Annotated in this window: 20 protein-coding genes and 1 tRNA gene; 2 read left to right on the plus strand and 19 right to left on the minus strand. The window is 33.2% G+C overall.

From position 1 onward, the window contains the following. Positions 1-281: 281 nt before the first annotated feature. From D1816_RS11490 to mraZ, 16 genes are all read right to left on the minus strand, one after another. On the minus strand, positions 282-3203 hold the full coding sequence (locus tag D1816_RS11490) for a T9SS type A sorting domain-containing protein (protein WP_118503009.1): 2922 nt from the start codon (positions 3201-3203) through the stop codon (positions 282-284). A gap of 513 nt (positions 3204-3716) precedes the next feature. Continuing rightward, a tRNA-Arg gene (locus D1816_RS11495) sits at positions 3717-3790 on the minus strand. A gap of 14 nt (positions 3791-3804) precedes the next feature. After that, entirely contained in the window at positions 3805-4254 is a 450-nt protein-coding gene (locus D1816_RS11500; RefSeq protein ID WP_118503011.1) for a GatB/YqeY domain-containing protein, read from the minus strand. 142 nt (positions 4255-4396) lie between these two features. Further along, entirely contained in the window at positions 4397-6382 is a 1986-nt protein-coding gene (ftsZ, locus tag D1816_RS11505) for a cell division protein FtsZ (RefSeq protein ID WP_118503013.1), read from the minus strand. Positions 6383-6625: 243 nt separating this feature from the next. Continuing rightward, positions 6626-7981, minus strand: a complete 1356-nt coding sequence (gene ftsA, locus D1816_RS11510; protein WP_118503015.1) for a cell division protein FtsA — start codon at positions 7979-7981, stop codon at positions 6626-6628. A gap of 7 nt (positions 7982-7988) precedes the next feature. Beyond that, on the minus strand, positions 7989-8705 hold the full coding sequence (locus D1816_RS11515) for a cell division protein FtsQ/DivIB (protein WP_066316680.1): 717 nt from the start codon (positions 8703-8705) through the stop codon (positions 7989-7991). Further along, on the minus strand, positions 8702-10048 hold the full coding sequence (murC, locus tag D1816_RS11520) for a UDP-N-acetylmuramate--L-alanine ligase (RefSeq protein WP_118503017.1): 1347 nt from the start codon (positions 10046-10048) through the stop codon (positions 8702-8704). Before murC ends, D1816_RS11515 begins: the two co-directional genes overlap by 4 nt. Before the next feature lie 25 nt (positions 10049-10073). Further along, entirely contained in the window at positions 10074-11168 is a 1095-nt protein-coding gene (murG, locus tag D1816_RS11525) for an undecaprenyldiphospho-muramoylpentapeptide beta-N-acetylglucosaminyltransferase (protein ID WP_118503020.1), read from the minus strand. After that, a complete protein-coding gene (locus tag D1816_RS11530) occupies positions 11161-12369 on the minus strand; it encodes an FtsW/RodA/SpoVE family cell cycle protein (RefSeq protein ID WP_066316690.1) in 1209 nt (402 codons plus the stop codon). The genes murG and D1816_RS11530 overlap by 8 nt, the downstream gene beginning before the upstream one ends. Before the next feature lie 36 nt (positions 12370-12405). Then, entirely contained in the window at positions 12406-13740 is a 1335-nt protein-coding gene (murD, locus tag D1816_RS11535) for a UDP-N-acetylmuramoyl-L-alanine--D-glutamate ligase (protein WP_118503022.1), read from the minus strand. A 2-nt stretch (positions 13741-13742) separates the two neighbouring features. Beyond that, positions 13743-14978, minus strand: a complete 1236-nt coding sequence (gene mraY / locus D1816_RS11540) for a phospho-N-acetylmuramoyl-pentapeptide-transferase (RefSeq protein WP_118506249.1) — start codon at positions 14976-14978, stop codon at positions 13743-13745. A gap of 48 nt (positions 14979-15026) precedes the next feature. Continuing rightward, entirely contained in the window at positions 15027-16490 is a 1464-nt protein-coding gene (locus D1816_RS11545) for a UDP-N-acetylmuramoyl-L-alanyl-D-glutamate--2,6-diaminopimelate ligase (protein ID WP_118503024.1), read from the minus strand. After that, positions 16487-18427, minus strand: a complete 1941-nt coding sequence (locus tag D1816_RS11550; protein WP_232517414.1) for a penicillin-binding protein — start codon at positions 18425-18427, stop codon at positions 16487-16489. The genes D1816_RS11545 and D1816_RS11550 overlap by 4 nt, the downstream gene beginning before the upstream one ends. 58 nt (positions 18428-18485) lie before the next feature. Further along, entirely contained in the window at positions 18486-18797 is a 312-nt protein-coding gene (locus tag D1816_RS11555) for an FtsL-like putative cell division protein (RefSeq protein ID WP_066316709.1), read from the minus strand. A 26-nt stretch (positions 18798-18823) separates the two neighbouring features. After that, entirely contained in the window at positions 18824-19741 is a 918-nt protein-coding gene (gene rsmH / locus D1816_RS11560; RefSeq protein ID WP_066316712.1) for a 16S rRNA (cytosine(1402)-N(4))-methyltransferase RsmH, read from the minus strand. 60 nt (positions 19742-19801) lie between these two features. Further along, complete coding sequence (gene mraZ / locus D1816_RS11565; RefSeq protein ID WP_066316715.1) at positions 19802-20269, minus strand: division/cell wall cluster transcriptional repressor MraZ; 468 nt, start codon at positions 20267-20269, stop codon at positions 19802-19804. 303 nt (positions 20270-20572) lie between these two features. On the opposite strand from mraZ, the gene D1816_RS11570 reads away from it, so the two are divergent. Both D1816_RS11570 and yihA read left to right on the plus strand, forming a co-directional pair. Continuing rightward, entirely contained in the window at positions 20573-21343 is a 771-nt protein-coding gene (locus D1816_RS11570; protein ID WP_066317787.1) for an alpha/beta fold hydrolase, read from the plus strand. An 18-nt stretch (positions 21344-21361) separates the two neighbouring features. Continuing rightward, positions 21362-21967, plus strand: a complete 606-nt coding sequence (gene yihA / locus D1816_RS11575; protein ID WP_066316716.1) for a ribosome biogenesis GTP-binding protein YihA/YsxC — start codon at positions 21362-21364, stop codon at positions 21965-21967. A 75-nt stretch (positions 21968-22042) separates the two neighbouring features. On the opposite strand, the gene D1816_RS11580 is transcribed toward yihA, so the two are convergent. Genes D1816_RS11580 through gldB form a run of 3 tightly spaced genes read right to left on the minus strand, consistent with a single transcriptional unit; the run spans position 22043 to position 23756 of the window. Next, positions 22043-22402, minus strand: coding sequence for a hypothetical protein (locus tag D1816_RS11580; protein WP_066316718.1), 360 nt, complete (start codon positions 22400-22402; stop codon positions 22043-22045). A 47-nt stretch (positions 22403-22449) separates the two neighbouring features. Continuing rightward, positions 22450-22788, minus strand: a complete 339-nt coding sequence (gldC, locus tag D1816_RS11585; protein ID WP_066316723.1) for a gliding motility protein GldC — start codon at positions 22786-22788, stop codon at positions 22450-22452. Next, complete coding sequence (gene gldB / locus D1816_RS11590; RefSeq protein WP_118506250.1) at positions 22788-23756, minus strand: gliding motility lipoprotein GldB; 969 nt, start codon at positions 23754-23756, stop codon at positions 22788-22790. The genes gldC and gldB overlap by 1 nt, the downstream gene beginning before the upstream one ends. Positions 23757-23763: the final 7 nt, after the last annotated feature.

A 23763-nucleotide genomic window follows, 5' to 3' on the forward strand; every position in this document is an offset into this window, starting at 1 on the left:
ACAAAAAACCGAGACAATATTGTCTCGGTTCGGTAAATTTTGTCTCATTATAACCAAAGAGGGTATTAACTAGCATTGATCCCATTACACTCACTACTGCAAATACAAAACTAGCAAAGCTATCGCTTTACAGGTTTTGTGCTTGATGTGACCCCAATGAATCACGGTTCAAACTTTTTCATAAAATGTTTAGAAGAAATTTCAGAATACTCAAAAGGGCATCAAACCTTACTGATTGCTTGCTGACATTGTTTTTAAATAAAATATTTTAAGTTTTTTTATCATTTAACTATTATTTTTTCTGTTATTATTTTGTCCGTCAAAATCACAGATACTAGATAAACACCTCTTGTCAAGTTCGAAACATCAATATCCATACTTTTATTATTATTATTATTATATAAGTCCAAAGTATCTTTCTTAAATACTAATTGGCCATCCACTGAATATATTTTTATATCACAAGATTTATATTGATCAATCATTTTTAAAGTTAAGAACCCATTTTCTGAAGGATTAGGATATATAACGATATCTTTTTTTAAAGTTATTTTATCTGTAGTAAAGTTACTTTTTAAGTTGCTTTTATTTTGCAATGTTGTAAACCACCTTTCTCTAGCAGGGATGTTTTGAAGTAAACTTTCTTCCAAAACTGGAGGTCCAATAGCGGGCCATGAAACCGTACTATTTATATAATCATTAAAAAAAGTTGGTATTTCATCTAGGTAATATGATGTATCTGGGAGGTATTTATATTCTTTTATTATAGTATTTTGATCATAAATTTTATATTCTTGTTGATACATTTGGAACTTAGTATTTTCGACTGTTTCAGGAATATTTCCTTCTGTATATTCTATTAAGCGTATTTCTGCTTGTTCATTTCCAAGAATATTAGGATATAGCATTGCTTTTATCATTAAATTGCTTTCATGATCACAATTATTGATTTGGGTATCGTTAATATGGTTTCTAAAAAATGTATTATACGAACCATTTGGACCCCAATGATGATCGGCAAATATTCGATCGATACTATTACCTTCAAAAAGATTAGCATAAGGATAAGTTCCATGCAAGTTCAAATCCCCAAGAGCATGACAATAGAATCGATCTTCTGTATCTGTTTGTTCTCTAGAATAGTTATAACCAAAAACATTATTATTTGAACCGTCCTGTGCTATCATTGCATGGCGTAACTTTCTAAAAACATTGTTTTCAACCTTACAATGTATACTTCTTGAGCTCACAGAAACGCCATAAGCACGACCTCCTCCACCATATCCATATGCCTCATGTAAATAACTATTTCTAACTTCGATAAACTCAGACTCTCCAATCTCAATACCACTAGAATATACTTTTTCTATTTCAACGTTATCCACCCAGCAATTTCGGGCATTGTTAATAGAGATAATTGCAGAAGCTTTAGTTTTTTTGATTGAATTTTCAAAATTATCACTGTATCTAAGAGAAAGGTCGGCTATGCCAATTTCTTCTACAGCAGTGAAATAATAGACTTTTGCAGCATTGGTTTGATCTTTAAACTTTTCCCATGCAAGACTAAAATCTTTTTTAAGCTTATAGGTTGTATTGGATACTGGAATAACAGAAGAAATTAGACCTGTATATTCATTTGGCTGGATTGAGTCCGAATCTACATTTGGTTGTTCATGCCATTTTCCATTGGTGAATAATATTTCCATTAAATGTTTTTCCCCGTCGGGAATACTAGATGGTTTGTCAAGAGTAATTTCATTAGCCTCCCTTTTATAATCTATAACAATTGGTGGTATTTCTCCTGGGCCATTAGGGGATTTTTTTAAACCTCTAATATTTATGAAATGATTTGCATATTTCGAATATTCAGGATCAATATTAAAAACAAGCTCTGTATATTTTCCATTCAGGTGATTTTCAGATTTAATACCTTGACCTTGAATTACAATCCAAGAATGGTTATCATTTTTATAATCCAAAACTATTTGTTGATTAAAAGGTAACTGATATGATCCTGCTTGAAATTGAATGACAATATGTTCGTTCGGAAAGGTTGTTTTTAATGCAACTGCTTCGCTTAACTTTGTTTCAAAATTCGCATAATTTGTTTCTGGGTTATCACTTGGTGGGGGCATTTGAACAAAATGGTTAAAAGAATTTGGAACCGACTCTCCACCTCTATATCCAGCATTGTTCCAATCTACAATTCTGTTTAAAGGGATAGTACCTCTAAAGTTTAAGGGAGAATGTAATTTATATGTGAATACATTACCTTCATTTTGATAACTCCAAATATCTTGAGTGTTATTGGTAGCAATAAGATCATCTTTGTTAGTACCATCGAGATCACCAAACAATAGTTTTCTGTTAGTACCATCAGTTAGAGTTGTGGTAATTTCATAATGAAATCTTTCTCCGTCGGATAAAAACATCCAGATTTTTTTACCTTCAGTTGTATTTCCGCTTAGGGCAAGATCAAGACGATTATCTTCTTCAGAATTTGAATTTACAAAATGAACCTCTTTTCCGGCATCAGAAGCTAGGAGGGTATATTTAAGGTATTCAAATGTTGAGCCCTTTGATTTGAATGTCCAAATACGTTTATCATTTCCATAATCTTGAGATAATATTAAATCATCTTTACCATCCCCAGTAATATCTGCAAAATGTTCTTCTTTGGGATTTCCGGTAGTTGCAAAAGCATCTATTTGAATGAAATCAGAACCATTGTATTTAAAAGTATTAATATGTTTAAAAGAACCTTCATCTTTAACCAGAATGAGTTCATGTAAGGAATCTCCATCGATATCAGCAAAATATTGCTTAGTTCCGGCATAATTGGGTAACAATGTATGTCCCAAATATTTAATTTCATTAGCTTCTATGGTATAATACCATATGTTTTTATCATCATTACTATCTGCAAAAGCTATGAAATTTGATCTACCATTTCCATCAATATCTGCAACTGTATAATTTTCAAAAATGTCACCAGCTGTAAAGTCGAATTCATTTAAATAATCAAATTTGTAAGTTTTGTGTCCAGAATAGAACTGTTTGATTTTAAAATCTTTTCTGTTTTCTGTAAAAACAGATAGAATATCAGCTTTTTTATCTCCATTGATATCTTCAAGAAATAAATCTTGGCATTTTATACTATTAATGGACAATAGACTTATAATAAAATAGATTATTTGCTTCATATTTTTTAATATATATTCTTGTAATTATTAATTTTAAAATGCTTTTACGTTTTCTAAAATTTTGTATAACATAATTATTTAGTTATTTATAACTCGAACATTTAAAAACAATCGAGGCTTTGTTTGAGTTGGTATTGATATTTTAAACTACTTGAATTTTAAAAGATCAATCATAAAATTTCGTTATTTCAGAAATTAAATTAGGCATTTTTTGTTGCCATTATAAAAGTTTATGTTTCAGCGGTTATAAATGTTACCCAAAAAATTAATATTATATTTATATATCCAACAAAAAAGCCAGACAAAATTGTCTAGCTTTGGTAAAAATTGTCTCATTTGTGACCGTGGAGGAATTAACTATCACTGATCCCATTATGCTCACTACTGCAAATACAAAACTAGCAAAGCTATCGCTTTACAGTTTTTATTATTCTTCAAAGATTTGAAGCTTTTGGCTTCAATCTTTTCCAAATAACAAAACCTGCAATTTCATTGCAGGTTTTGTGCTTGATGTGACCGTGGAGGGATTCAAACCCCCAACCCTCAGAGCCGAAATCTGATGCGCTATTCAGTTGCGCCACACGGCCGGTATATCAAATACTTATGATAATTTACTTTTTACTATTGTAGAAATCGTCTTGCCATCTGCTTTACCCGTTAATGCACTATTAGCCATCCCCATTACTTTGCCCATATCCTTCATCCCTTCTGCTCCGGTCTTAGCAATAATATCTACTATCACTTTTTCTATTTCTTCTTCACTTAATTGTTCAGGTAAAAACTGTTCTATCACCTTAGCTTGTGCCAATTCTGGCTCTGCTAAATCATTACGCCCTTGCTCTGTAAAAATAGCTGCACTATATTTACGTTGCTTAACTTGTTTTTGTAATAATTTTAATTCTTGTTCTTCAGAAAGTTCTTCTTTAACTCCACTTTCTGTTTTAGCCAATAAAATAGCCGATTTTACAGCACGTAATGATGTTAATGCATTCGTATCTTTAGCTTTCATAGCTTCTTTCATTGCGGTCATTACCTTTTGCTCTAAACTCATGATGATAAATTTTAATCTTGTGGATTGCGAATATAAAAAATAAACCGATAATCTATAGTGAGATTATCGGTTATCTATAACTTTTTTATTGATTCTAGTCGATATCTAAAAAGACAAAACCGAATCTAAAATAAAACTGAAGTTAATCTACATTATCATGAAGAAAAGAGTTGTTTTTTCTTAATTGAATATCATCATTACTATCGGTTCCTAATGATGTTCTTGACAATCCTGAATCTTCAGGTTTTGCATCTACATCGATACCAGCTCTTTTATATGCCGGTTCTTTTTCTATATCATCAATTTTGTTTGCACTATTCCTGAATTTATAGTTAAATTCTTTCATTTTCTCACGACGTTCTGCCGCTCTTGCTTTTAGTGTTTCAGAAATAGGTTGATTCATTGGATCTATTTCTTCTGATGTTTCCGTTTCGGGAGCAGGAGCAACTGTTTTCTTTTCGAAAGCTACTGTTTCATCTACTACTTCTACCACTTCAGTTGGCTTAGCATCTGTAAGTCTCTTTTCTTCTTCCATATAGTCTTCAAGACTATATTTACGCCCACCATCTGCAATAGCTTCACCTACAGGTACAACCTCTATAGGTTCATTAACTTCCATATCAAGAATATCATCACTTAAATCAAATACTATAGGCTGCTCATCTTCTTCTTTTTGCTCAACAACATTTTCTGAAACATTAGGTTCTTTAAATGTCGTTTCTTCATTTCCAGTTACAGGCATATCAAATGCCAATGCAAATTGATCTTCTTTTTCTTTAGTGCTATCTTCTAACGCTACTTCTTTAGCATCGTTAACTTCTATTTCTTTAATAATATCTTGTGCATTAATAATCACAAAATCATTATCCGAAGAAAAAGCATCAACAACTTCATAACTTACATCAATGTTTTTCAGCAAATCTGTTGTTGGCAACAATAGATTATCCTCATCTTCTTCATCCTCAACCAATTCATGTTTTATTATTTTTGGTTCTTCTACCTCTTCTTTTTTAGGTAATGGAGATAAAATTGGAGTAGCATTTCCGGTAGACTTAGGTGTTAAGTCCTGCACAGCTGCTCTTTGTTCATCTTCTAGAGTATGGATGATCTTCTTTGTTTCGGTATTTACAATCTCATCCTGTTGTTCTACATTAAATCCTGTTGCAATAATAGTTACAGAAATTGCCTCTTCTAATGATTCATCTTCACCAACACCCATGATAATATTAGCACCATGACCTGCTTCTTGTTGTATATGGTCATTAATCTCACCGATTTCGTCGATAGTAATTTCTTCTTTACCCGATACGATAAGTAATAACACATTCTTTGCTCCTGCAATCTTATTATCATTCAATAACGGAGAATCTAATGCTTTTACAATAGCATCATGAGCACGTTTATTACCTGAGGCATTAGCAGACCCCATAATTGCCGTACCACTATTACTAAGTACCGTCTTAGCATCACGTAAATCAATATTTTGTGTATAATGATGTGTAATAACTTCTGCAATACCACGAGACGCAGTAGCTAATACTTCATCGGCTTTAGAGAAACCAGCTTTAAACCCTAAATTACCATAAACTTCTCTAAGTTTATTATTATTTATAACAATTAAAGAATCCACATGCGCACGTAATCGCTCTACTCCTAAATGAGCTTGTTCATTACGCATTTTTCCTTCAAATTGGAATGGAATAGTAACAATTCCAACAGTAAGAATATCCAATTCTCTAGCCATCTTGGCAATAATCGGAGCTGCACCAGTACCGGTTCCTCCTCCCATTCCTGCGGTAATAAAAATCATTTTGGTATTCGTGTCCAGCATTCTTTTTATTTCCTCATAACTCTCTAAAGCAGACTGTTCTCCTACTTCAGGGTTTGCTCCTGCTCCTAATCCTTCTGTTAACGAAACACCTAATTGGATTTTGTTTGGGATAGGACTATTTTCTAACGCCTGGGCATCTGTATTGCATATCACAAAATCCACTCCTTTGATCCCCTGCTGGAACATGTGATTGATGGCATTGCTACCACCTCCACCTACACCAATTACTTTAATGGTATTAGATTGATTTTTAGGTAAATCAAATGAGATGTTTTCAAACTCTTCGTTGTTACTCATAATTGCTAATTTTCTGGTTCTCCTACTATTTTTTTTATATTTTCATTGCTCAAAACATGAACATTCTTATCCGCTTTCACTATGCATTATTCTATTATCGTTCTAGAATAATTTCTTTATTACCAACCCCTCAACGCTGGCCTCTCACTAAAATCATCCTCAGGATGATTTCTTAACCTGCCAACCCCTCAACGCTGGCCTCTCACTAAAATCATCCTCAGGATGATTTCTTAACGTTCGATCCTATTCTGCGTTATCAAGAAATTCTTTAAATTTCTCGGTCCACTTTTCTAGAATATTTTTTCTTGGTTTAAGATCAACTCTAGGTGTCGTATTTTCTTCTACAACTGTTTCCTCTGTCGCTGTTTCGACAGGTTCTTTTATTTGTACATTTTCTACCACCTCATTTTTAGCGGTCTTTTTTTGTTTCTGAATGTACACGAGGCTATCCATTACTAGTCCAACTGCTGTAGCATACATCGGACTTGTAGTTTCTGAATCACTATTACCGGCAAGATGCTCATTAGGGTATCCTATTCTGGTATCCATACCTGTAATATATTCTGCTAATTGCTTAAGATGTTTTAATTGAGATCCACCTCCTGTTAAAACCACACCTGCAATTAATTTTTTCTTAGGTGACTCATGCCCATAGTTCTTGATTTCTAAAAACACTTGTTCTATAATTTCAACTACACGTGCGTGAATTATTTTAGAAAGGTTTTTTAATGTAATCTCTTTTGGCTCTCTTCCTCTTAATCCAGGGATCGAAACAATCTCATTATCTTTATTTTCTCCAGGCCAAGCAGATCCAAATTTAATTTTCAATAACTCTGCCTGTTTCTCTATAATCGAACAACCTTCTTTAATATCTTCGGTAATTACATTTCCTCCAAATGGGATTACTGCTGTATGACGAATAATACCATCTTTAAAAATTGCTAAATCAGTTGTACCACCACCTATATCGATAAGTGCTACACCAGCTTCTTTTTCTTCCTGACTCAATACCGCATTTGCCGAAGCCAAAGGTTCTAATGTAACATCTGATAATTCTAATCCTGAACTCTTCACACATCTACCGATATTACGGATCGAAGTTACTTGCCCAACGACAACATGAAAATTGGCTTCTAGTCGGCCCCCATACATTCCTATAGGTTCCTTTATTTCGGCTTGCCCATCTACTTTATATTCTTGAGGTAGTACATGAAGAATTTCTTCTCCTGGCAACATCACCAATTTGTGTACCTGATTGCATAACTTATCAATATCATTATCATCAATTACCGCATCAGGATTTGATCTGGTGATATAATCGCTATGTTGTAAGCTACGAATATGTTGACCTGCGATACCAACAGTTACATCTTTAATTTTTACTCCTGAAACGCTCTCTGCTTCTTGTACAGCTTGCTGAATGGATTGAATGGTTTGCGTTATATTATTAACCACACCTCGATGTACCCCTAAACTTTTGGATTTACCAACTCCAAGGACCTCCATCTTACCATATTCATTGTACTTTCCGACCATGGCAACTATCTTAGTTGTTCCTATGTCTAATCCTACCGCTATTTCATTTACTTCTCGTTCCATATTGGTATTATTTTATGGTACATACCACTTGATTACTAAATTGCAAACTGACTTGTTTATACTTTTCGAGACTTTTATCTTTTAAAGCTTTTTGGTAAAAAGCTTTAAAATTTTTAATCTTACTATTTAAATCTTCTATTCCCCCAACAATTACTCTAAAAGAGTATACGCGTAATTCTAATTCGTATTGTTTTTTCATGTTTAAATAAACACCAACAACATGCTTTTTTAAAAACTCGTCTTCCCGAATTTTTTTCAATAATGGAAAAACCTCGGTTACTTCTCGTTCCGAAACATTATGCACTAAAGGCACATGTGCCGAATAACTTTCGGACAGTGGCATCGTATTTCCTGTTACATCTACATAAAAAGGAGTGACCGCATTAACTCTTGCAATCGGAGTGCGTTGTTTAATTTTAGCCCTAAGTTCCCCATTTACAGTCAAGTACACGTCAGAATACTCAATCATCTCATGTGCGTCTAACTTTTTCTCTACAGTATTCAAAACTAAAATTTCTTTTCCCACGTTTGTCACCTTCTCCGGATTTTGTATTAACAATTTATTAACCGTGAGTTCATTTACATAAGGATCTTGTTCTTCTACGAATTCGATTAGAACTTCATTAATCTTTCGTTCCTTATTTCTTTTACTTGTAAAAGCAAAAAGAATAATGACCAAAACAATAAGGCTACAATATTTTAAATATGTCAACATCTTATTCATATCATTAATGCTTCTTTTATATCATTAACTTCTTCTCCTATGTCACCGGCTCCGATAGTTAAAACTACCTGAGCATCACTTTTTCTAATTTCATCAATTAATTTTTCTTTTGTTACTAATTTTTTATGATCTATAGTTATCATATCTAATAACCATTTTGATGTAATTCCTGAAATAGGCAGTTCTCTTGCCGGATAAATATCCAAAAGCAACACATGATCAAACTGACTTAGACTTGAAGCAAAGTCTTTAGCAAAGTCTCTTGTTCTACTATATAAATGTGGTTGAAAAACTGCCACAACCTTTTTATTAGGATGCATTTCTCTGACTGCCTGATGTAATGCATTAATCTCTGTTGGATGATGTGCATAATCATCTACATATACCAATTGATCTGTTTTGATCTGATAGGTAAAACGTCTTTTAACTCCTTTAAAAGTAAATAAAGCCTTTGCTAGGGATGTGGTCGGGGAGCCGAATAGCATCGCTATAGCAAAGGCTGTAATAGCATTTAACAAGTTGTGTTTACCTGGCAGGTTTAAATGCAAGTCATTGATATATTGATCTGGTGTTTTTAGATCAAAAATATAGGTGCCATTATCTATTCTTATATTTTGAGCACTATAATCAGAATTATCTTCGATACCATATGTGGTACCGTTAATCGGAAGTCCATTACATATTAAAAGATGATCTTTTGCTCTAGATGCAAATTCTCGAAAAGAGTTTTCAAGTGCATTAGCTTCTTCATAAATATCCAAGTGATCAGCATCCATAGAAGTTACTGCTGCAATATCAGGGTACAATTGTAAAAATGATCTATCAAATTCATCGGCCTCAACTACCACAACATCATTACCTTCTAAAATAAGATTAGAATTATAATTTTCACTTATTCCCCCAAGAAAAGCAGTTACTTTTGCACCACTCTCTTTAAGTAAATGCCCTAAAATTGCTGTTGTTGTTGTTTTTCCATGGGTTCCCGCAACAGCTAAAGTATATACTCCTTTAGTGATTATTCCTAAAACCTCGGCGCGCTTTTTTATCAAAAACCCATTACTTTGAACATAAATGAGTTCTGTATGATCTTTTGGTATTGCAGGAGTATATATAATTAATGTATTTTCTGTATCAAAAAATATTTCTGGTATCTCATCTACACTATCATTAAAATGAATATCAATCCCTAATTCGCTTAAATCAGTGGTTATTTGAGTTGATGTCTTATCATAACCAGCTACATTCTTACCAAGAAATTTAAAATATCGAGCAAGCGCACTCATACCGATACCTCCTATACCAATAAAATAAATATTCTTTATGTTCTCTAACCCTTTACTCATTTATACTTTTTACACCTTAGTGCGTTTACTTTTTTAATATTTCTTCGATTTCATCAACAATATCTGAAGTTGCATTTGGCAATGCCAACGTCTTAATTTTTCCTGAAAGCTCTTCTTGTATCGTTTTAGACACTAAAACTTCTGATAGTACATCCTGAAACTGTTCATCTAGTTCACTTTCTTTTAGCATCCTTGCTCCACCTTGATCAACGATAGCTTTTGCATTTTTAGTTTGATGATCTTCTGCCACATTAGGAGAAGGAATAAACAATACTGGTTTTCCTACAATGCACAATTCTGAAACAGAACTTGCTCCAGCTCTAGAAATAATAACATCTGCAGCAGCATATGCTAAATCCATTGTGTCCAAAAATTGATGTACTTGGATTTGATTTTGACTGTTGTACTTTTTGTATTCTTCGAAATACAGTTTACCACATTGCCACAATACCTGTACATCATTTTTTTGAAAAAAATCTAATTCTTTTTCGATAAGTTGATTTACTCTTCTAGCTCCAAGACTACCACCCAAAACTAAAATTGTTTTCTTTTGAGCATCAAGATTATATTTCAGCAATCCTTCTTCTTTTTTCCCTTCTATTGTTAGCAAATCCTGACGCACGGGATTACCCGTTTTTACAATCTTGCCTTCAGGGAAAAATCTATTCATGTTATCATAAGCAACGCATATTTTATCAGCTCCTTTTGACAACCATTTATTTGTAATTCCTGGAAAAGAGTTTTGCTCTTGGATAAGTGTTGGTATACTTTTAGCATTTGCTACTTTTAATAACGGTCCACTAGCAAACCCACCTGTACCAATAACCACATCTGGTTTAAATTTCTTGATCACTCTTTTTGACTTCCATAAACTGCTTAATAGCTTAATCGGAAACAACAAATTGCTCAGTGTTAGTTTTCTTTGAATACCACTAATCCATAGTCCAATAATTTCATATCCTGCTTGCGGTACTTTTTGCATCTCCATACGATCCTTAGCACCCACAAATAAAATAGAAACCTCAGGATATCTACTACTTAACTCATTTGCAATAGCAATCGCAGGATAGATATGTCCTCCTGTTCCTCCGCCGGATAATATGACTTTTAGTTTACTCATATATTTCTTGCAAAACCTCTAATGGATTTTCTTCTTTCTCTTTTTCTTGTTCTTCTTTTACCGCCGCCACATCTCTTTTACTACTCACACTTAAAACAATCCCAATAGCAAGACATGTCATCCAAATGGATGTACCCCCACTACTTATAAGCGGAAGTGTTTGTCCTGTAACAGGAAATAACTCTACTGCTACAGCCATATTAATTAATGCTTGAAACACTATGGGTAGACCAACTCCCATAACTAATAATTTGCCAAAAATATCTGTACTCTTATGCGCTACAATAACTAGTCTAAACAATAACAACAGATACAGCAACATTAAAAAAACACCTCCCACAAAACCCCATTCTTCGATAATGATTGCATATATAAAATCTGATGATGATTGTGGTAAAAAATTTCTTTGAACACTTTTTCCTGGTCCAGTACCAATAACTCCTCCTCTTGCTATTGCTATTTTTGCTCTTTCTATCTGATAATCTTCTTGAGTATCCTTATTATCAGTGAAATTTTCTATCCTGCTTACCCAAGTATCAACTCTATTTGGGAACATTCCTGGAAATGCTTTTGCAAAAAGAACAAAGAAAACCAACACAATAAAACCTGTACCTAGGATCACTGAAATATACTTTAGTGGATATCCACCAAGAAAAACTAACATTATTACAGTTGAAAATATGATCGCAGCAGTTGAAAAGTTTGCGGGTAAGATCAACATTAAAATTAAAAATACGGGTAACCACAACGGAAGCAATGTCTCTTTAAACGATACTGCTTCATTTTTAATTTTTGAAAGATATCTTGCCACATATGCCATTAATACCACCGCTGCCAGCGTTGATGTTTGAAATGTTACGCCTACAAATGGTACTCGAATCCATCTACTTGCATTTGCTCCACCAATAGTTGTGTTTTGAGCCATCGTGATTAATAATAATATTAAAACGACAGGAATCATAATAATAGAAAGGCCTTTGAAATAATGATGTGGAATTTTATGAACTCCATACATAATCAAAAAACCTAGCACAAGGTGTGCAAAATGCTTTATTAAAAAAATGAAAGTATCTCCGTCGCCATAGAGATATGCCAAATTACTACTAGCACTATACACAGGTAAAAAAGAGAATAATGCCAACAAGGCAGCTACTGCCCAGATCACTCTATCACCTTTTATATTTGCTAATATTTTAGTCATCTCTATAGTTAAGTATTACTTATTACATTCTTTATTTTATAGCTCCCTAACTGCTTCTTTAAACTGTCTTCCTCTTTCCTCATAGTTTTTAAACAAATCAAAACTTGCACAGGCTGGAGACAACAATACACTCTCATTTCTTTCTGCTATTTTGTACGCCATATTTACGGCCTCTTTCATAGATTGCGTTTCTACAATATTGTCTACACAATTACCAAAAGCATTAATAATTTTAGAATTATCAACACCTAAACAAATAATTGCTTTTACTTTTTCATTAACCAGAGGAAACAACTCTGTATAATCATTCCCTTTATCTACACCTCCAACGATCCATACGGTAGCCGATTTCATAGCATCTAAAGCATAAAATGTAGCATTAACATTTGTTGCTTTGGAATCATTAATGTATTGCACATTGTTTATTTTTAGTACACTCTCTAACCTATGCTCTACACCATGAAAGTTTTCTAAACATTCACGGATTGTTGTTTTTCTAATCTTAAGTAATTGTGATACTGTGGCTGCGGCCATAGCATTCTTTACATTGTGATTTCCTTTTAATGATAAATCTGTTGTTGGCATAATGATTTCGTTGTTGTCTATTATTATTTTTATATTATTATCTTCTAAATATGCTCCGTTTTCTATTTTTTTTGTCAGCGAAAAAGGAAGTAATCTTGATCGAATAGGGTTTTTCTGTATATACTGAGTGATCACCTCATCATCTGCATCATAAATAAAATAATCATCCTCATTCTGATTCATTACTATTCTAAATTTTGATGCGATATAATTCTCAAACTTGTAATCATATCGATCCAAATGATCAGGGGTGATATTGGTTAAAATAGCAATATGAGGAACAAAATCTTTTATTCCATCTAGCTGAAAACTACTAAGCTCTAACACATAATATGGCGCATCATTTTCTGCTACTTGTTTAGCAAAACTATCTCCGATATTTCCTGCCATATTCACATTCAATCCTCCTTGTTTAAGTATGTGATGTGTAAGCATTGTTGTTGTAGTCTTACCATTACTACCTGTAATACCAATGAACATAGCAGACGTATGGTTTGCCGCAAACTCAATTTCTGAGATTACTGGGATTTCTCTTTCTCGCAGACGTTTTACTAATGCTACAGTGTCAGGAATACCCGGGCTCTTCATTACTACATCAGCGTCTAAAACTTTAGCTTCTGTATGCTTTTGTTCTTCCCATTCGATTTCAAAATTTCTAAGAACTTCTTTATACTTCTCTGTGATCACTCCCTTATCGGAAACGAACACATCAAATCCTTCTTTTTTACCTAAAATAGCAGTTCCAACACCACTCTCTCCTCCTCCCAGAACTACTAGTTTTTTCATAACTACCTAACTTTAAGAGTAATTACAGCTATTATTGCCATAAAAATCCCTACAATCCAGAATCTTGCAACAATTTTACTTTCGTGTATTCCCTTTTTTTGATAATGATGATGCAAGGGAGACATTAAAAACACTCTTCTTCCCTCTCCATACTTTTTCCTTGTATACTTAAACCAGCTTACCTGAATCATTACTGATAGTGTTTCGATAAAAAAGATTCCACAAAGGATCGGTATCAAAAATTCTTTACGAATAGCTATGGCAATTACGGCTATAATTCCACCAATTGTAAGACTACCGGTATCTCCCATAAATACTTGAGCTGGGTAGGTATTGTACCATAAAAAACCTACCAAAGCACCTGCAAATGCGGCAATAAAAATTGTCATCTCACCCGAGTTTGGTATATACATCACATTTAGATAATCAGAGAAAATTATATTACCCGATACCCAAGCAAACAATGCTAATGTCAATACTATAATCGCAGATGAACCTGCCGCTAATCCATCAATCCCATCTGTAAGATTCGCTCCGTTAGACACTGCAGTTACTATAAAAATGACTATTGGTATAAAAACTAACCATGAATATTTTGCCATCTCTGGGCTAATCCAAGTAATCAAACTAGAGTATTCGAATTCGTTATTTTTAAAGAAAGGTATAGTTGTCTTTGTTGATTTAATTGCTGGGTTAAAGTCAGATACTTTTTCTCCTTCTACGGCACTAAGTTGTTCGACATCTGATTTTACTTTCTCTTCTTTAATTGTTATATCACTATGAAAGTACATTGTACATCCCACAATGAGTCCAAGTCCTACTTGACCAATAATTTTAAACCTTCCTGCTAAACCTTCTTTATCTTTTTTCTTAATTTTTAAATAGTCGTCTGTAAAACCAATAACTCCCATCCATAAGGTTGTAATGATTAATAGGATTACATAAATATTATCAAGCTTAGCTACAAATAAAACAGGCACTAATGTTGCCAAAATAATAATAATCCCACCCATCGTTGGAGTACCCGCTTTTTCGGCCTGACCTTGTAAACCAAGTTCTCTAATACTTTCCCCCATTTGTTTTTGCCTTAAAAAGCCAATAATGCGCTTACCATAAATTGTAGAAATTAACAATGACAGTATGATTGCAATCGCGGCTCTAAAAGTGATAAATTGAAATAGTGTCGCCCCGGGGAACTGGTATTCACTTTCCAAATATTCAAACAGATAGTATAACATAGGTTGCTTTGTTACCTTTAACATGCAATTGGATGCATCTTAAAAGATTTATTTATTTAGTTTTTTTAATTCTTGTTTTACAATTTCGAAATCATTAAAATCAATACGATTCCCGTTAATTTCTTGATACGTTTCATGACCTTTACCTGCTATAAGAATGATATCATCTCTTTCAGCCAATTGGCAAGCAGTTTTAATAGCTTGTTTTCTATCGGTAATAGACAGTGTTTTCTTATAATCTTGAGGTTCTATACCTTTCTCAATATCTTCTATTATTTGAGATGGATCCTCTGTTCTTGGGTTATCACTAGTAAAAATTGCTTTATTACTTAATCGAGCCGCTATATTTCCCATAACAGGACGTTTCATTTTATCTCTATCACCACCACACCCTATAACAGTAATTAAATTTTCATTATTAGTTCTTATATCATTTATTGTTTCCAAAACATTTTTAAGAGCATCTGGGGTATGGGCATAATCTACAATTGCAGTAATCTTTTCTTCTGAGATTAGGTATTGAAATCTTCCACTTACACTTCTTAAGTCACTTAATAACTGGAGTATTTCTAATGTTTCTAGACCCAATAATTCTGCAGTACCAAAAATTGCCAATAGATTATACGCATTAAAACTTCCTATCAACTTAGCCCATACTTCATTATCATTTAATTTCAACAACAAACCTTCTAGGCTATTTTCTAAAATTTGTCCTCTATAATCTGCATATGATTTTAGCGCATAGCTATATTGTTTGGCTTTTGTATTCTGCAGCATAAATGCTCCGTTCTTATCATCTTTATTTACCAAAGCAAATGCACTTGACGACAAACCATCAAAGAACATTTTTTTAACATCTCTATACTCCTTAAATGTATTATGATAGTCTAAGTGATCGTGTGATAAATTGGTAAAAACACCTCCCGCAAAAGTTAGTCCTTCGGTACGTTTTTGATGAATGCCATGAGAACTTACTTCCATAAAACAATACTCTACCCCAGCTTCATTCATCTCTTTTAGATAATAATTAATCATCAATGAATCTGGTGTTGTATGCGTAGCTTTGTATTCTTTGGTATCCACCAGTATATTAACTGTAGAAAGCAATCCTACTTTAAAACCTGCTTTTTTAAACAATTGATACAACAAAGTTGCGATGGTAGTTTTACCATTAGTACCTGTAACGCCCACCAATTTTAAGTTTACAGAAGGTGACCCATAGTAGTTTGATGCCATAATCGCCAAGGCTGTATTAGAATCTTCTACTTCTATATACGTTACTTCTTCTATTCTATTTAAAGGTATTTTTTCACAAACAATAGCTTTTGCTCCAAGATCAATAGCTTTTTCTATAAACTTATGACCATCAGATACAGAACCACGAATAGCAACAAACACATCTTCCTGTTTAACCTTTCTAGAATCAAACTCAACCTTATTAATATTTACAGTAGTATTACCCACCACAACATTAATAGCAACCTTATATAATATGTCTTTTAATTCGATCACGATAATTCTAATCTTACTGTTTGATTGGTTTTTACTTTAACACCTGGTTCTATAGACTGTTTTTCTACTCGCCCTGATCCTTTTAGCTCTACTTTTAACCCCATATTTTCTAAAAGAGAAATCACATCCATTGCTGGCATTCCTTTTACGTTAGGCATAATAGTTTTATACTTTTGAGCATTTTGGTAATATTTATCATAACTATTTACTACCGAGTTACTCTCTACAACCGCATACGACACTTCATCTATCACCGGTATATCGTTATATATTTTTGTAGCGATAGTTTTAAAAACCGGAGCTGCAACTTCACTACCATAGTATCCTTTTTTCTTATTTGGTTTATGGATTACTACAATACACGAATAAATAGGCTTATCCGACGGAAAATACCCAGCAAAAGAAGATATATATTCTCTCTCCTTATCTTTACCATAATTACCCCAGCAGGTACCTGTTTTTCCGGCAATACCAAAACTCTCAGTATAAATATTATCAGCAGTACCTCTTTTGACCACATTTTTCATCATTTCCTGAGCTATTCTTGCTGTTTTCTTTGAACAGATTGTTGGGTTTAAAATCTCTTTATCAAATCGTTCTCTGGTCTTATCCCAGGTTTTTACTTCTTTAATGAATCTTGGCTTTACCATTTCGCCATCATTTGCTATTGCGTTATAAAAAGCTAAGGTTTGTAATGGTGTAATTGCCACACCATATCCATGAGCCATCCAGGGCAAGGTTGTACCATACCAATCATCATCACCTGGATATGGAATTTTAGGTTTACCTTCTCCTTTAATGGATAACTCTAAGGTTTCCCCCAATCCCATATTAATTAATCGGTCTACGAATTTTCTAGGATTATCTTTATAGTGTTCATCGATCATTTTTGCAAAAGCAGTATTCGAAGAAATTTCGAAAGCTTTTGCCGCAGATATCTTTCCGTACCCTCCCCAGCGAGAATCTTTAACTACTCTATCATAAAACTTTACACGGCCATTCTCGGTATCAATAACATAACTAGAATCGATCACCCTATCTTCTAAGGCTGCCACCATTGTCATTAATTTAAAAGTAGATCCAGGCTCATGAGATTCTCCTACCGCATAATTTAACTTTTCATAATATTTACCAGCTTTTGTTCGACCTAGATTAGAAATTGCTTTGATTTCCCCTGTTTTTGTCTCCATAACAACAACAGTCCCATGTTCTGCCTCAAACCTCTCTAGTTGACCCAATAACGCATGATGTGCAATATCCTGAACATTTACATCTATAGTTGAAACAACATCATATCCATCTCTTGGTTCTACTTCATTAGCATCTCCTATTGGTTTCCATTGATTTTTTGCTATTTTTTGTTTTTTACGTTTCCCTTCTTTTCCTCTTAAAAAAGGTCCATAAGCACCTTCTAGACCTACTCTTGTATAGTATCCATTTTCATCTCTTCTCTCATACCCAACCGTTCGCTCGGCAATTTTACCTATCGGATGTTCTCTAACTGTATTTTGCTCGACAATAAAACCTCCTCGATTTGCGCCTAACTCAAATAATGGAAACTCTTTAACTCGCATATATTGCGAATACCCAAGATTTCTTCGAATCAAGAGGTATCGATTTTTATTTGCTCTAGCTGTTCTAATTATTTTATCATAATATGAAATAGGCTTTCCAAATTCTTTGGATAACGCCTCGCAAAGTGGCTTAACATACTCTCTAAAATCCTTATCAGTTACGGTAAGCGCATCAAATCTTATATTATATTTGGGAACAGAGGTAGCTAGCAAATTACCTTTGCTGTCATATAGGTTTCCTCTATTAGCCGGTATATCAAATGTTTTAAAAACTCGTTCCTGAGCTTTTTTACGATACATATCGCCTTCAACAAACTGAATATTCACTAATTTCACCAAAACGGCAATGGCAAAAATGAACATACAGACTGCTATAAAATACAACCGGTTTAATATGTTTTTTTCTTTTGTAGCCAAGAGCTTAGTTTTTTACAATTATTTTTTGCGGTGGTGTAGTAGGACGTTTTAATCCTTCTTGAGTCATCTTTTTTATTATAGAAGACTCCATTTTAAGTCTCATCAATTCTGTTTTACCATCAACAAATTGTGTTCGCAACTCTCTTACTTCATCATTTAAATGCGCTATTTCATGAACTTTACTTTCTGCATTGTGTGAACTGGCAATCATTACTATTGCCAAAAAAGACAAAAACAGTAGCATTCTCCAGTTTTTCATCGCATCATCTGCAATAAGAAACTTACCTTTTAATATGTCATAAACAGTTTGTTTCATCCCAAAAACCCACTCTATTTATTTAATCAATTTATCTTTTCAATTTTTTCAGCTATTCTAAGCTTAGCGCTTCTAGCTCTATTATTCTCTTTAATCTCTTCTTCAGTTGGAACAATTAATTTTCCTACTTTTTTAAAAGGAACAGACATGTTACCATAAAGATCTTTTTCAGGCTCTCCTTCAAACATTCCATTTCTAATAAACCTTTTAACCAATCTATCCTCTAAAGAGTGATATGATATCATACTAATTCTTCCTCCCACATCTAAAAGACTTAATGTTTGCTCTAAAAACTCCTTTAGCACTTCTATCTCTTGATTTACTTCAATACGTATCGCCTGGTATATCTGAGCTAAAATTTTATGCTCTTTGTGTCTAGGCAAGAAAGGTTTCAATACCTCTTTCAACTCTACACTTGTTTTTATACCGTTTTCTTTTCTTGCTCCTACTATTGTTCTTGCTAATTTGGGAGCATTTCTTAGCTCACCATATTCAAAAAACATTTTTCTTAAATCCGCCTCATCATATTCATTAATTACATTGTATGCTGACAGGTTCTTATTTTGATTCATTCTCATATCAAGATCAGCCTCAAACCTTGTAGAAAACCCACGTTCTGCTACATCAAACTGATGTGATGAAACTCCAAAATCACCTAGAATACCATCTACTTTTTTTACACCATGAAATCGAAGAAACCTTTTTACGAATCTGAAATTTTCATTTATAAGTGTAAATCGATCATCATCAATAGTGTTATCCAAAGCATCTTGATCTTGATCAAAGGCAAACAATTTACCTTCTGGACCAAGTCTTTTTAAGATTTCTTTAGAATGCCCACCACCACCAAATGTTACATCTACATAGATTCCATCTGGTTTAATAGCAAGTCCATCTACGGTTTCTTTTAGTAAAACTGGATTATGATATTCGGTTTCTTTCATCTATTACATTCTTATAGCTTAACCAATCAAGTACATCTTATTTTTCAAGAAGCATACTGCTTAGTCAATACTTATGTCATCATCAAATCCCATTACCTCTTCGGCTAAATCAGCGAAATCAACAGCTACATCATCTATTACTTTTTCATATTGATCTTTATCCCAGACTTCAATAATATTAACAGCAGAAGACAACACTAGTTCTTTTGTAATACCTGCAAAACCAACAAGGTCTTTAGGAATTAAAAGACGACCGGCAGCATCAATTTCAACAATTTTAACACCCGCAGTAAACCTTCGGATAAAATCATTATTTTTTTTCTTAAAGCGGTTTAGCTTATTTATTTTTTGCATCATTTGGTTCCACTCAGCCATTGGATATAACTCTAAACAAGGCTGAAAAACCGACCTTTTTAACACAAAACCATCTTGTAGCACAGGCGAAAGCTGCTTTTTGAAAGCAACAGGCATCATAAGACGTCCCTTAGCGTCTGCCTTACATTCGTATGTACCAATTAGATGCACCACTTTGTTTCCCTAAACGTTTAATTAGCCAAATATATTGAAAAATTTACCACTTTTTACCACAATTTACCACATTGTTAATAAGTTATACTTAAAACGAGTCAATATTTAGCTTTTAAAACTTTAATATTTTGTCTGTCAGTACACTTACAGAAGTGCAAGAAAACAATAGGCTGTACTCATTTTGGATAGAAATTGAACATCAAAAAAAGGATTAAAAAAAATCATTCTGTAGTATTCATAAAAAATCTTAAAACTAATTATGAAAATGCTATATTTGCTTTTAGTTCTTGTAAGAGGTATTTAATGAATCACGAATTAAAAAAAGACGGAAAATTTAGTTATCTAGACATAGGAGAAGGGTCGCCGCTAATCATTTTACATGGTTTAATGGGTGGTTTAAGCAACTTTGAGGGCGTTAGTTCCTACTTTCCTGTAGAAGGTTATAAAGTATTAATTCCTGAACTTCCTGTCTATACTTTACCATTGTTAAAAACCAAGGTAAGCACCTATGCTAAATACCTTAAAGATTTTATAGATCATTTAGGATATGGAGACAAGGAAGTGATTCTTTTGGGTAATTCACTTGGGGGACATATTGCATTGCTATGTACAAAAATGTATCCTGAAAAAGTAAAAGGACTTGTAATTACTGGAAGTTCTGGATTATATGAAAGCGCAATGGGCGAAAGTTATCCTAAAAGAGGGGATTATGAATACATTAGAGCTAAAGCTGAAAGTGTATTTTATGACCCTGCAATTGCCACAAAAGAAATTGTAGATGAAGTTTATTCAACCGTTAACGACCGTAATAAATTAATTCGAACTCTTGCTATTGCAAAAAGTGCTATCCGGCATAATATGGCAAAAGACTTACCAAAAATGAATACGCCTACCTGCATTATATGGGGTAAAAATGATACTGTTACGCCACCAGAAGTAGCCGATGATTTTAACAGATTGCTTCCTGATTCTGATTTATATTGGATAGACAAATGTGGTCATGCCGCAATGATGGAACATCCGGACGAATTCAACAAAATACTACACAGTTGGTTAGTGCAACGCAATTTCTAAATCATAATAAATTTTACTATGAAAATTAGTAGCGCTGAATTTGTAATGAGTAACAGCGACGTAGCTAAATGTCCAAAAGACAAGCTGCCAGAATACGCCTTTATTGGCAGGTCAAATGTTGGTAAATCATCATTAATCAACATGTTAACAGATCGCAAAAGCTTAGCAAAAACGTCAGGAAAACCTGGTAAAACTCAGTTAATCAATCACTTTATCATTAACAAAAACTGGTTTTTAGTAGATTTACCTGGATATGGATATGCCAAAGTATCTAAATCTGCAAAAAGAGTATTTCAAAAATTCATAACTGCTTACTTTTCAAAACGCACACAACTGGTTAGTGCATTTGTGCTTGTTGATTGCCGACATGAACCTCAAAAAATAGACCTTGAATTCATGCAATGGCTTGGAGAAAATCAAATTCCTTTTTCTATTATTTTCACTAAAGCCGATAAACTTACTAAAACCAAGTTACCTATCCAGATAGATGTTTATATTAAAGAAATGCTGAATTACTGGGAAGAAATGCCGAATTATTTTATTACCTCTTCCTCTTCTGGTTTAGGTAAAGACGACGTTTTAAATTATATTAACGAAATTAACCAACAACTAAAGAATTCTTAACCCATGTTTAGGCATCGATAATTAACCAAACAACAATAGAAACATCCTTTCTTTGATAAAGAATGTTTCTATTATTTACCCAACTTCTCTGCTAAGCTCTTCAACCAAACTTTCAACAGATTTTAGAGTTGTCAATTTTTCTGAATCAAAAATCAATTCAAGTTTTTTTTTGTTTTCTTCAAAAATAACAGGGAAGCTATACTCGTCGAGATTAGGATATGTTTCAAGAAAATCATTTTTATACATAAAAACGAATTCATGATCGGTATTCTCTCTAAAAATTCTCCACTCTTCTTTTTCAGAAAAGTTTCCATGAGTAAGACTACATAGACCACAAGCATATGTACTTGGGCTTATAATCTTATGAACCAAATCTATATATTTACTGAAAATATCAGACTTTGCATTGTACACAAAAATTATTTTTTTCTTCAATCTTCTAATTTATGTACTTAGTCTAGAATACTATAAAAACCTATCAATTATTGTTGTTTCAGTTCTAGTTTTTCTGCGAAATAATCACAGAAATCTTTCATTGTAGCTGTCATTTTTTCATCCTGAGTAGCTCTATGAAATGTATCACTCATTGCTACCAGTGTTTGATGAAAGAAAATTTTCATTTCGTCTACTGGCATATCTTTAGTCCATAAATCAATACGCAGGCTTTCTTTATTTTTACTATCCCAAACCGACAACAGCATCGCTTTAGTTTCTTCATCTTCTACACCTCCATCCTTAGCTGTCCATTTCAATTTTTCAGGAATGCGGTTTTCATCTAATGCGATATCTATTTTGATTTCAGATTTATGTTCAATTGCCATTATCTTGCTGGTTTATATTTTGAAGTATTAAAAATTGTTTCGGCATCGGCCAATAATAATTGTCGCAAAGATACATTGTTATTTTGCATATATGAAGTCACAATTCTCCAACCGATAAATTGCCCTACTCGATCTGGTGCTTCTTTATCAATTTCTTCTAAATAAAACTTTGAAAATGGCGCAGGATATAAAAATCTAGGCATTAATTCACTATCTGTGCTATACAAAAGTTGCTTATCTATAAAATACCTCCAGATTTGCTCTTCATTAGCCATAACCCACTCATATTGTTCTTCTGTATATCCCATTTTTCTAGCTGCATCAGCTTTTGGCAATAGTAAATTCTTTAAATACAACTCTTTTCCAAAAGATATCAGGTTTCCTAAAAACGATCTATCTCTTATAGGTCCCACAAGGTTTTTAGCATAAGCCGAGGCTACATCGGGTACTATTTGATCTCTTTCAAAATTTTGTTTTAAATATTTTTGTATTGCCTCATAAAAATGATGATCCTTGCCCAAGTATGTATCTAAAGAGATAATCAATAGTCCTTTCGAAACTACTATTTTATTGCGATAATCTACATCTGAAGCTATTGTAATTATTCTTGGATCTTTTATTTCGGGAAAATAATATTTAAGATGCTGAAAAAGTGAATACAGCTCTTCTTTTTCCTTAGAAAGATCCGAAAATTTAGCACTTAATTCTTTATTAACTTCTAATTGAATAGTATCTTTTGTTCTATTAAGCCATATACTATCAGCATACTTTTCTGAAAACAAAAAAGGATATTCTTTCTTTAAATCGGGTAAATTCTCTTGCGTTAACCCGGCAAACAATTCATCAAAACGTTCAATTTCTAATTCGACTGGGATTTTAGCAATTTTCTTTTCAATTTCATTTTCTTTACCACATGAGTAGAAAACACAAAAAAGTATAATAAATTTTAATAATCTAGCACTATTCATTCTTAAA

It is taken from the genome of Aquimarina sp. AD10 (assembly GCF_003443715.1).
Classification (GTDB): Bacteria; Bacteroidota; Bacteroidia; order Flavobacteriales; family Flavobacteriaceae; genus Aquimarina; species Aquimarina aggregata.

Coding starts and splice junctions, on each gene's coding strand:
- rsmH (WP_066316712.1), bottom strand. CDS start 19,741: ATGAAAGAAACCGAATATCATAATCCAGTTTTACTAAAAGAAACCGTA.
- D1816_RS11515 (WP_066316680.1), bottom strand. CDS start 8,705: ATGAATAAGATGTTGACATATTTAAAATATTGTAGCCTTATTGTTTTG.
- ftsA (WP_118503015.1), bottom strand. CDS start 7,981: ATGGAACGAGAAGTAAATGAAATAGCGGTAGGATTAGACATAGGAACA.
- murC (WP_118503017.1), bottom strand. CDS start 10,048: ATGAGTAAAGGGTTAGAGAACATAAAGAATATTTATTTTATTGGTATA.
- mraY (WP_118506249.1), bottom strand. CDS start 14,978: ATGTTATACTATCTGTTTGAATATTTGGAAAGTGAATACCAGTTCCCC.
- D1816_RS11570 (WP_066317787.1), top strand. CDS start 20,573: ATGAATCACGAATTAAAAAAAGACGGAAAATTTAGTTATCTAGACATA.
- D1816_RS11530 (WP_066316690.1), bottom strand. CDS start 12,369: ATGACTAAAATATTAGCAAATATAAAAGGTGATAGAGTGATCTGGGCA.
- murG (WP_118503020.1), bottom strand. CDS start 11,168: ATGAGTAAACTAAAAGTCATATTATCCGGCGGAGGAACAGGAGGACAT.
- D1816_RS11555 (WP_066316709.1), bottom strand. CDS start 18,797: ATGAAACAAACTGTTTATGACATATTAAAAGGTAAGTTTCTTATTGCA.
- D1816_RS11550 (WP_232517414.1), bottom strand. CDS start 18,427: ATGTTCATTTTTGCCATTGCCGTTTTGGTGAAATTAGTGAATATTCAG.
- ftsZ (WP_118503013.1), bottom strand. CDS start 6,382: ATGAGTAACAACGAAGAGTTTGAAAACATCTCATTTGATTTACCTAAA.
- murD (WP_118503022.1), bottom strand. CDS start 13,740: ATGAAAAAACTAGTAGTTCTGGGAGGAGGAGAGAGTGGTGTTGGAACT.
- yihA (WP_066316716.1), top strand. CDS start 21,362: ATGAAAATTAGTAGCGCTGAATTTGTAATGAGTAACAGCGACGTAGCT.
- gldB (WP_118506250.1), bottom strand. CDS start 23,756: ATGAATAGTGCTAGATTATTAAAATTTATTATACTTTTTTGTGTTTTC.
- gldC (WP_066316723.1), bottom strand. CDS start 22,788: ATGGCAATTGAACATAAATCTGAAATCAAAATAGATATCGCATTAGAT.
- D1816_RS11490 (WP_118503009.1), bottom strand. CDS start 3,203: ATGAAGCAAATAATCTATTTTATTATAAGTCTATTGTCCATTAATAGT.
- D1816_RS11500 (WP_118503011.1), bottom strand. CDS start 4,254: ATGAGTTTAGAGCAAAAGGTAATGACCGCAATGAAAGAAGCTATGAAA.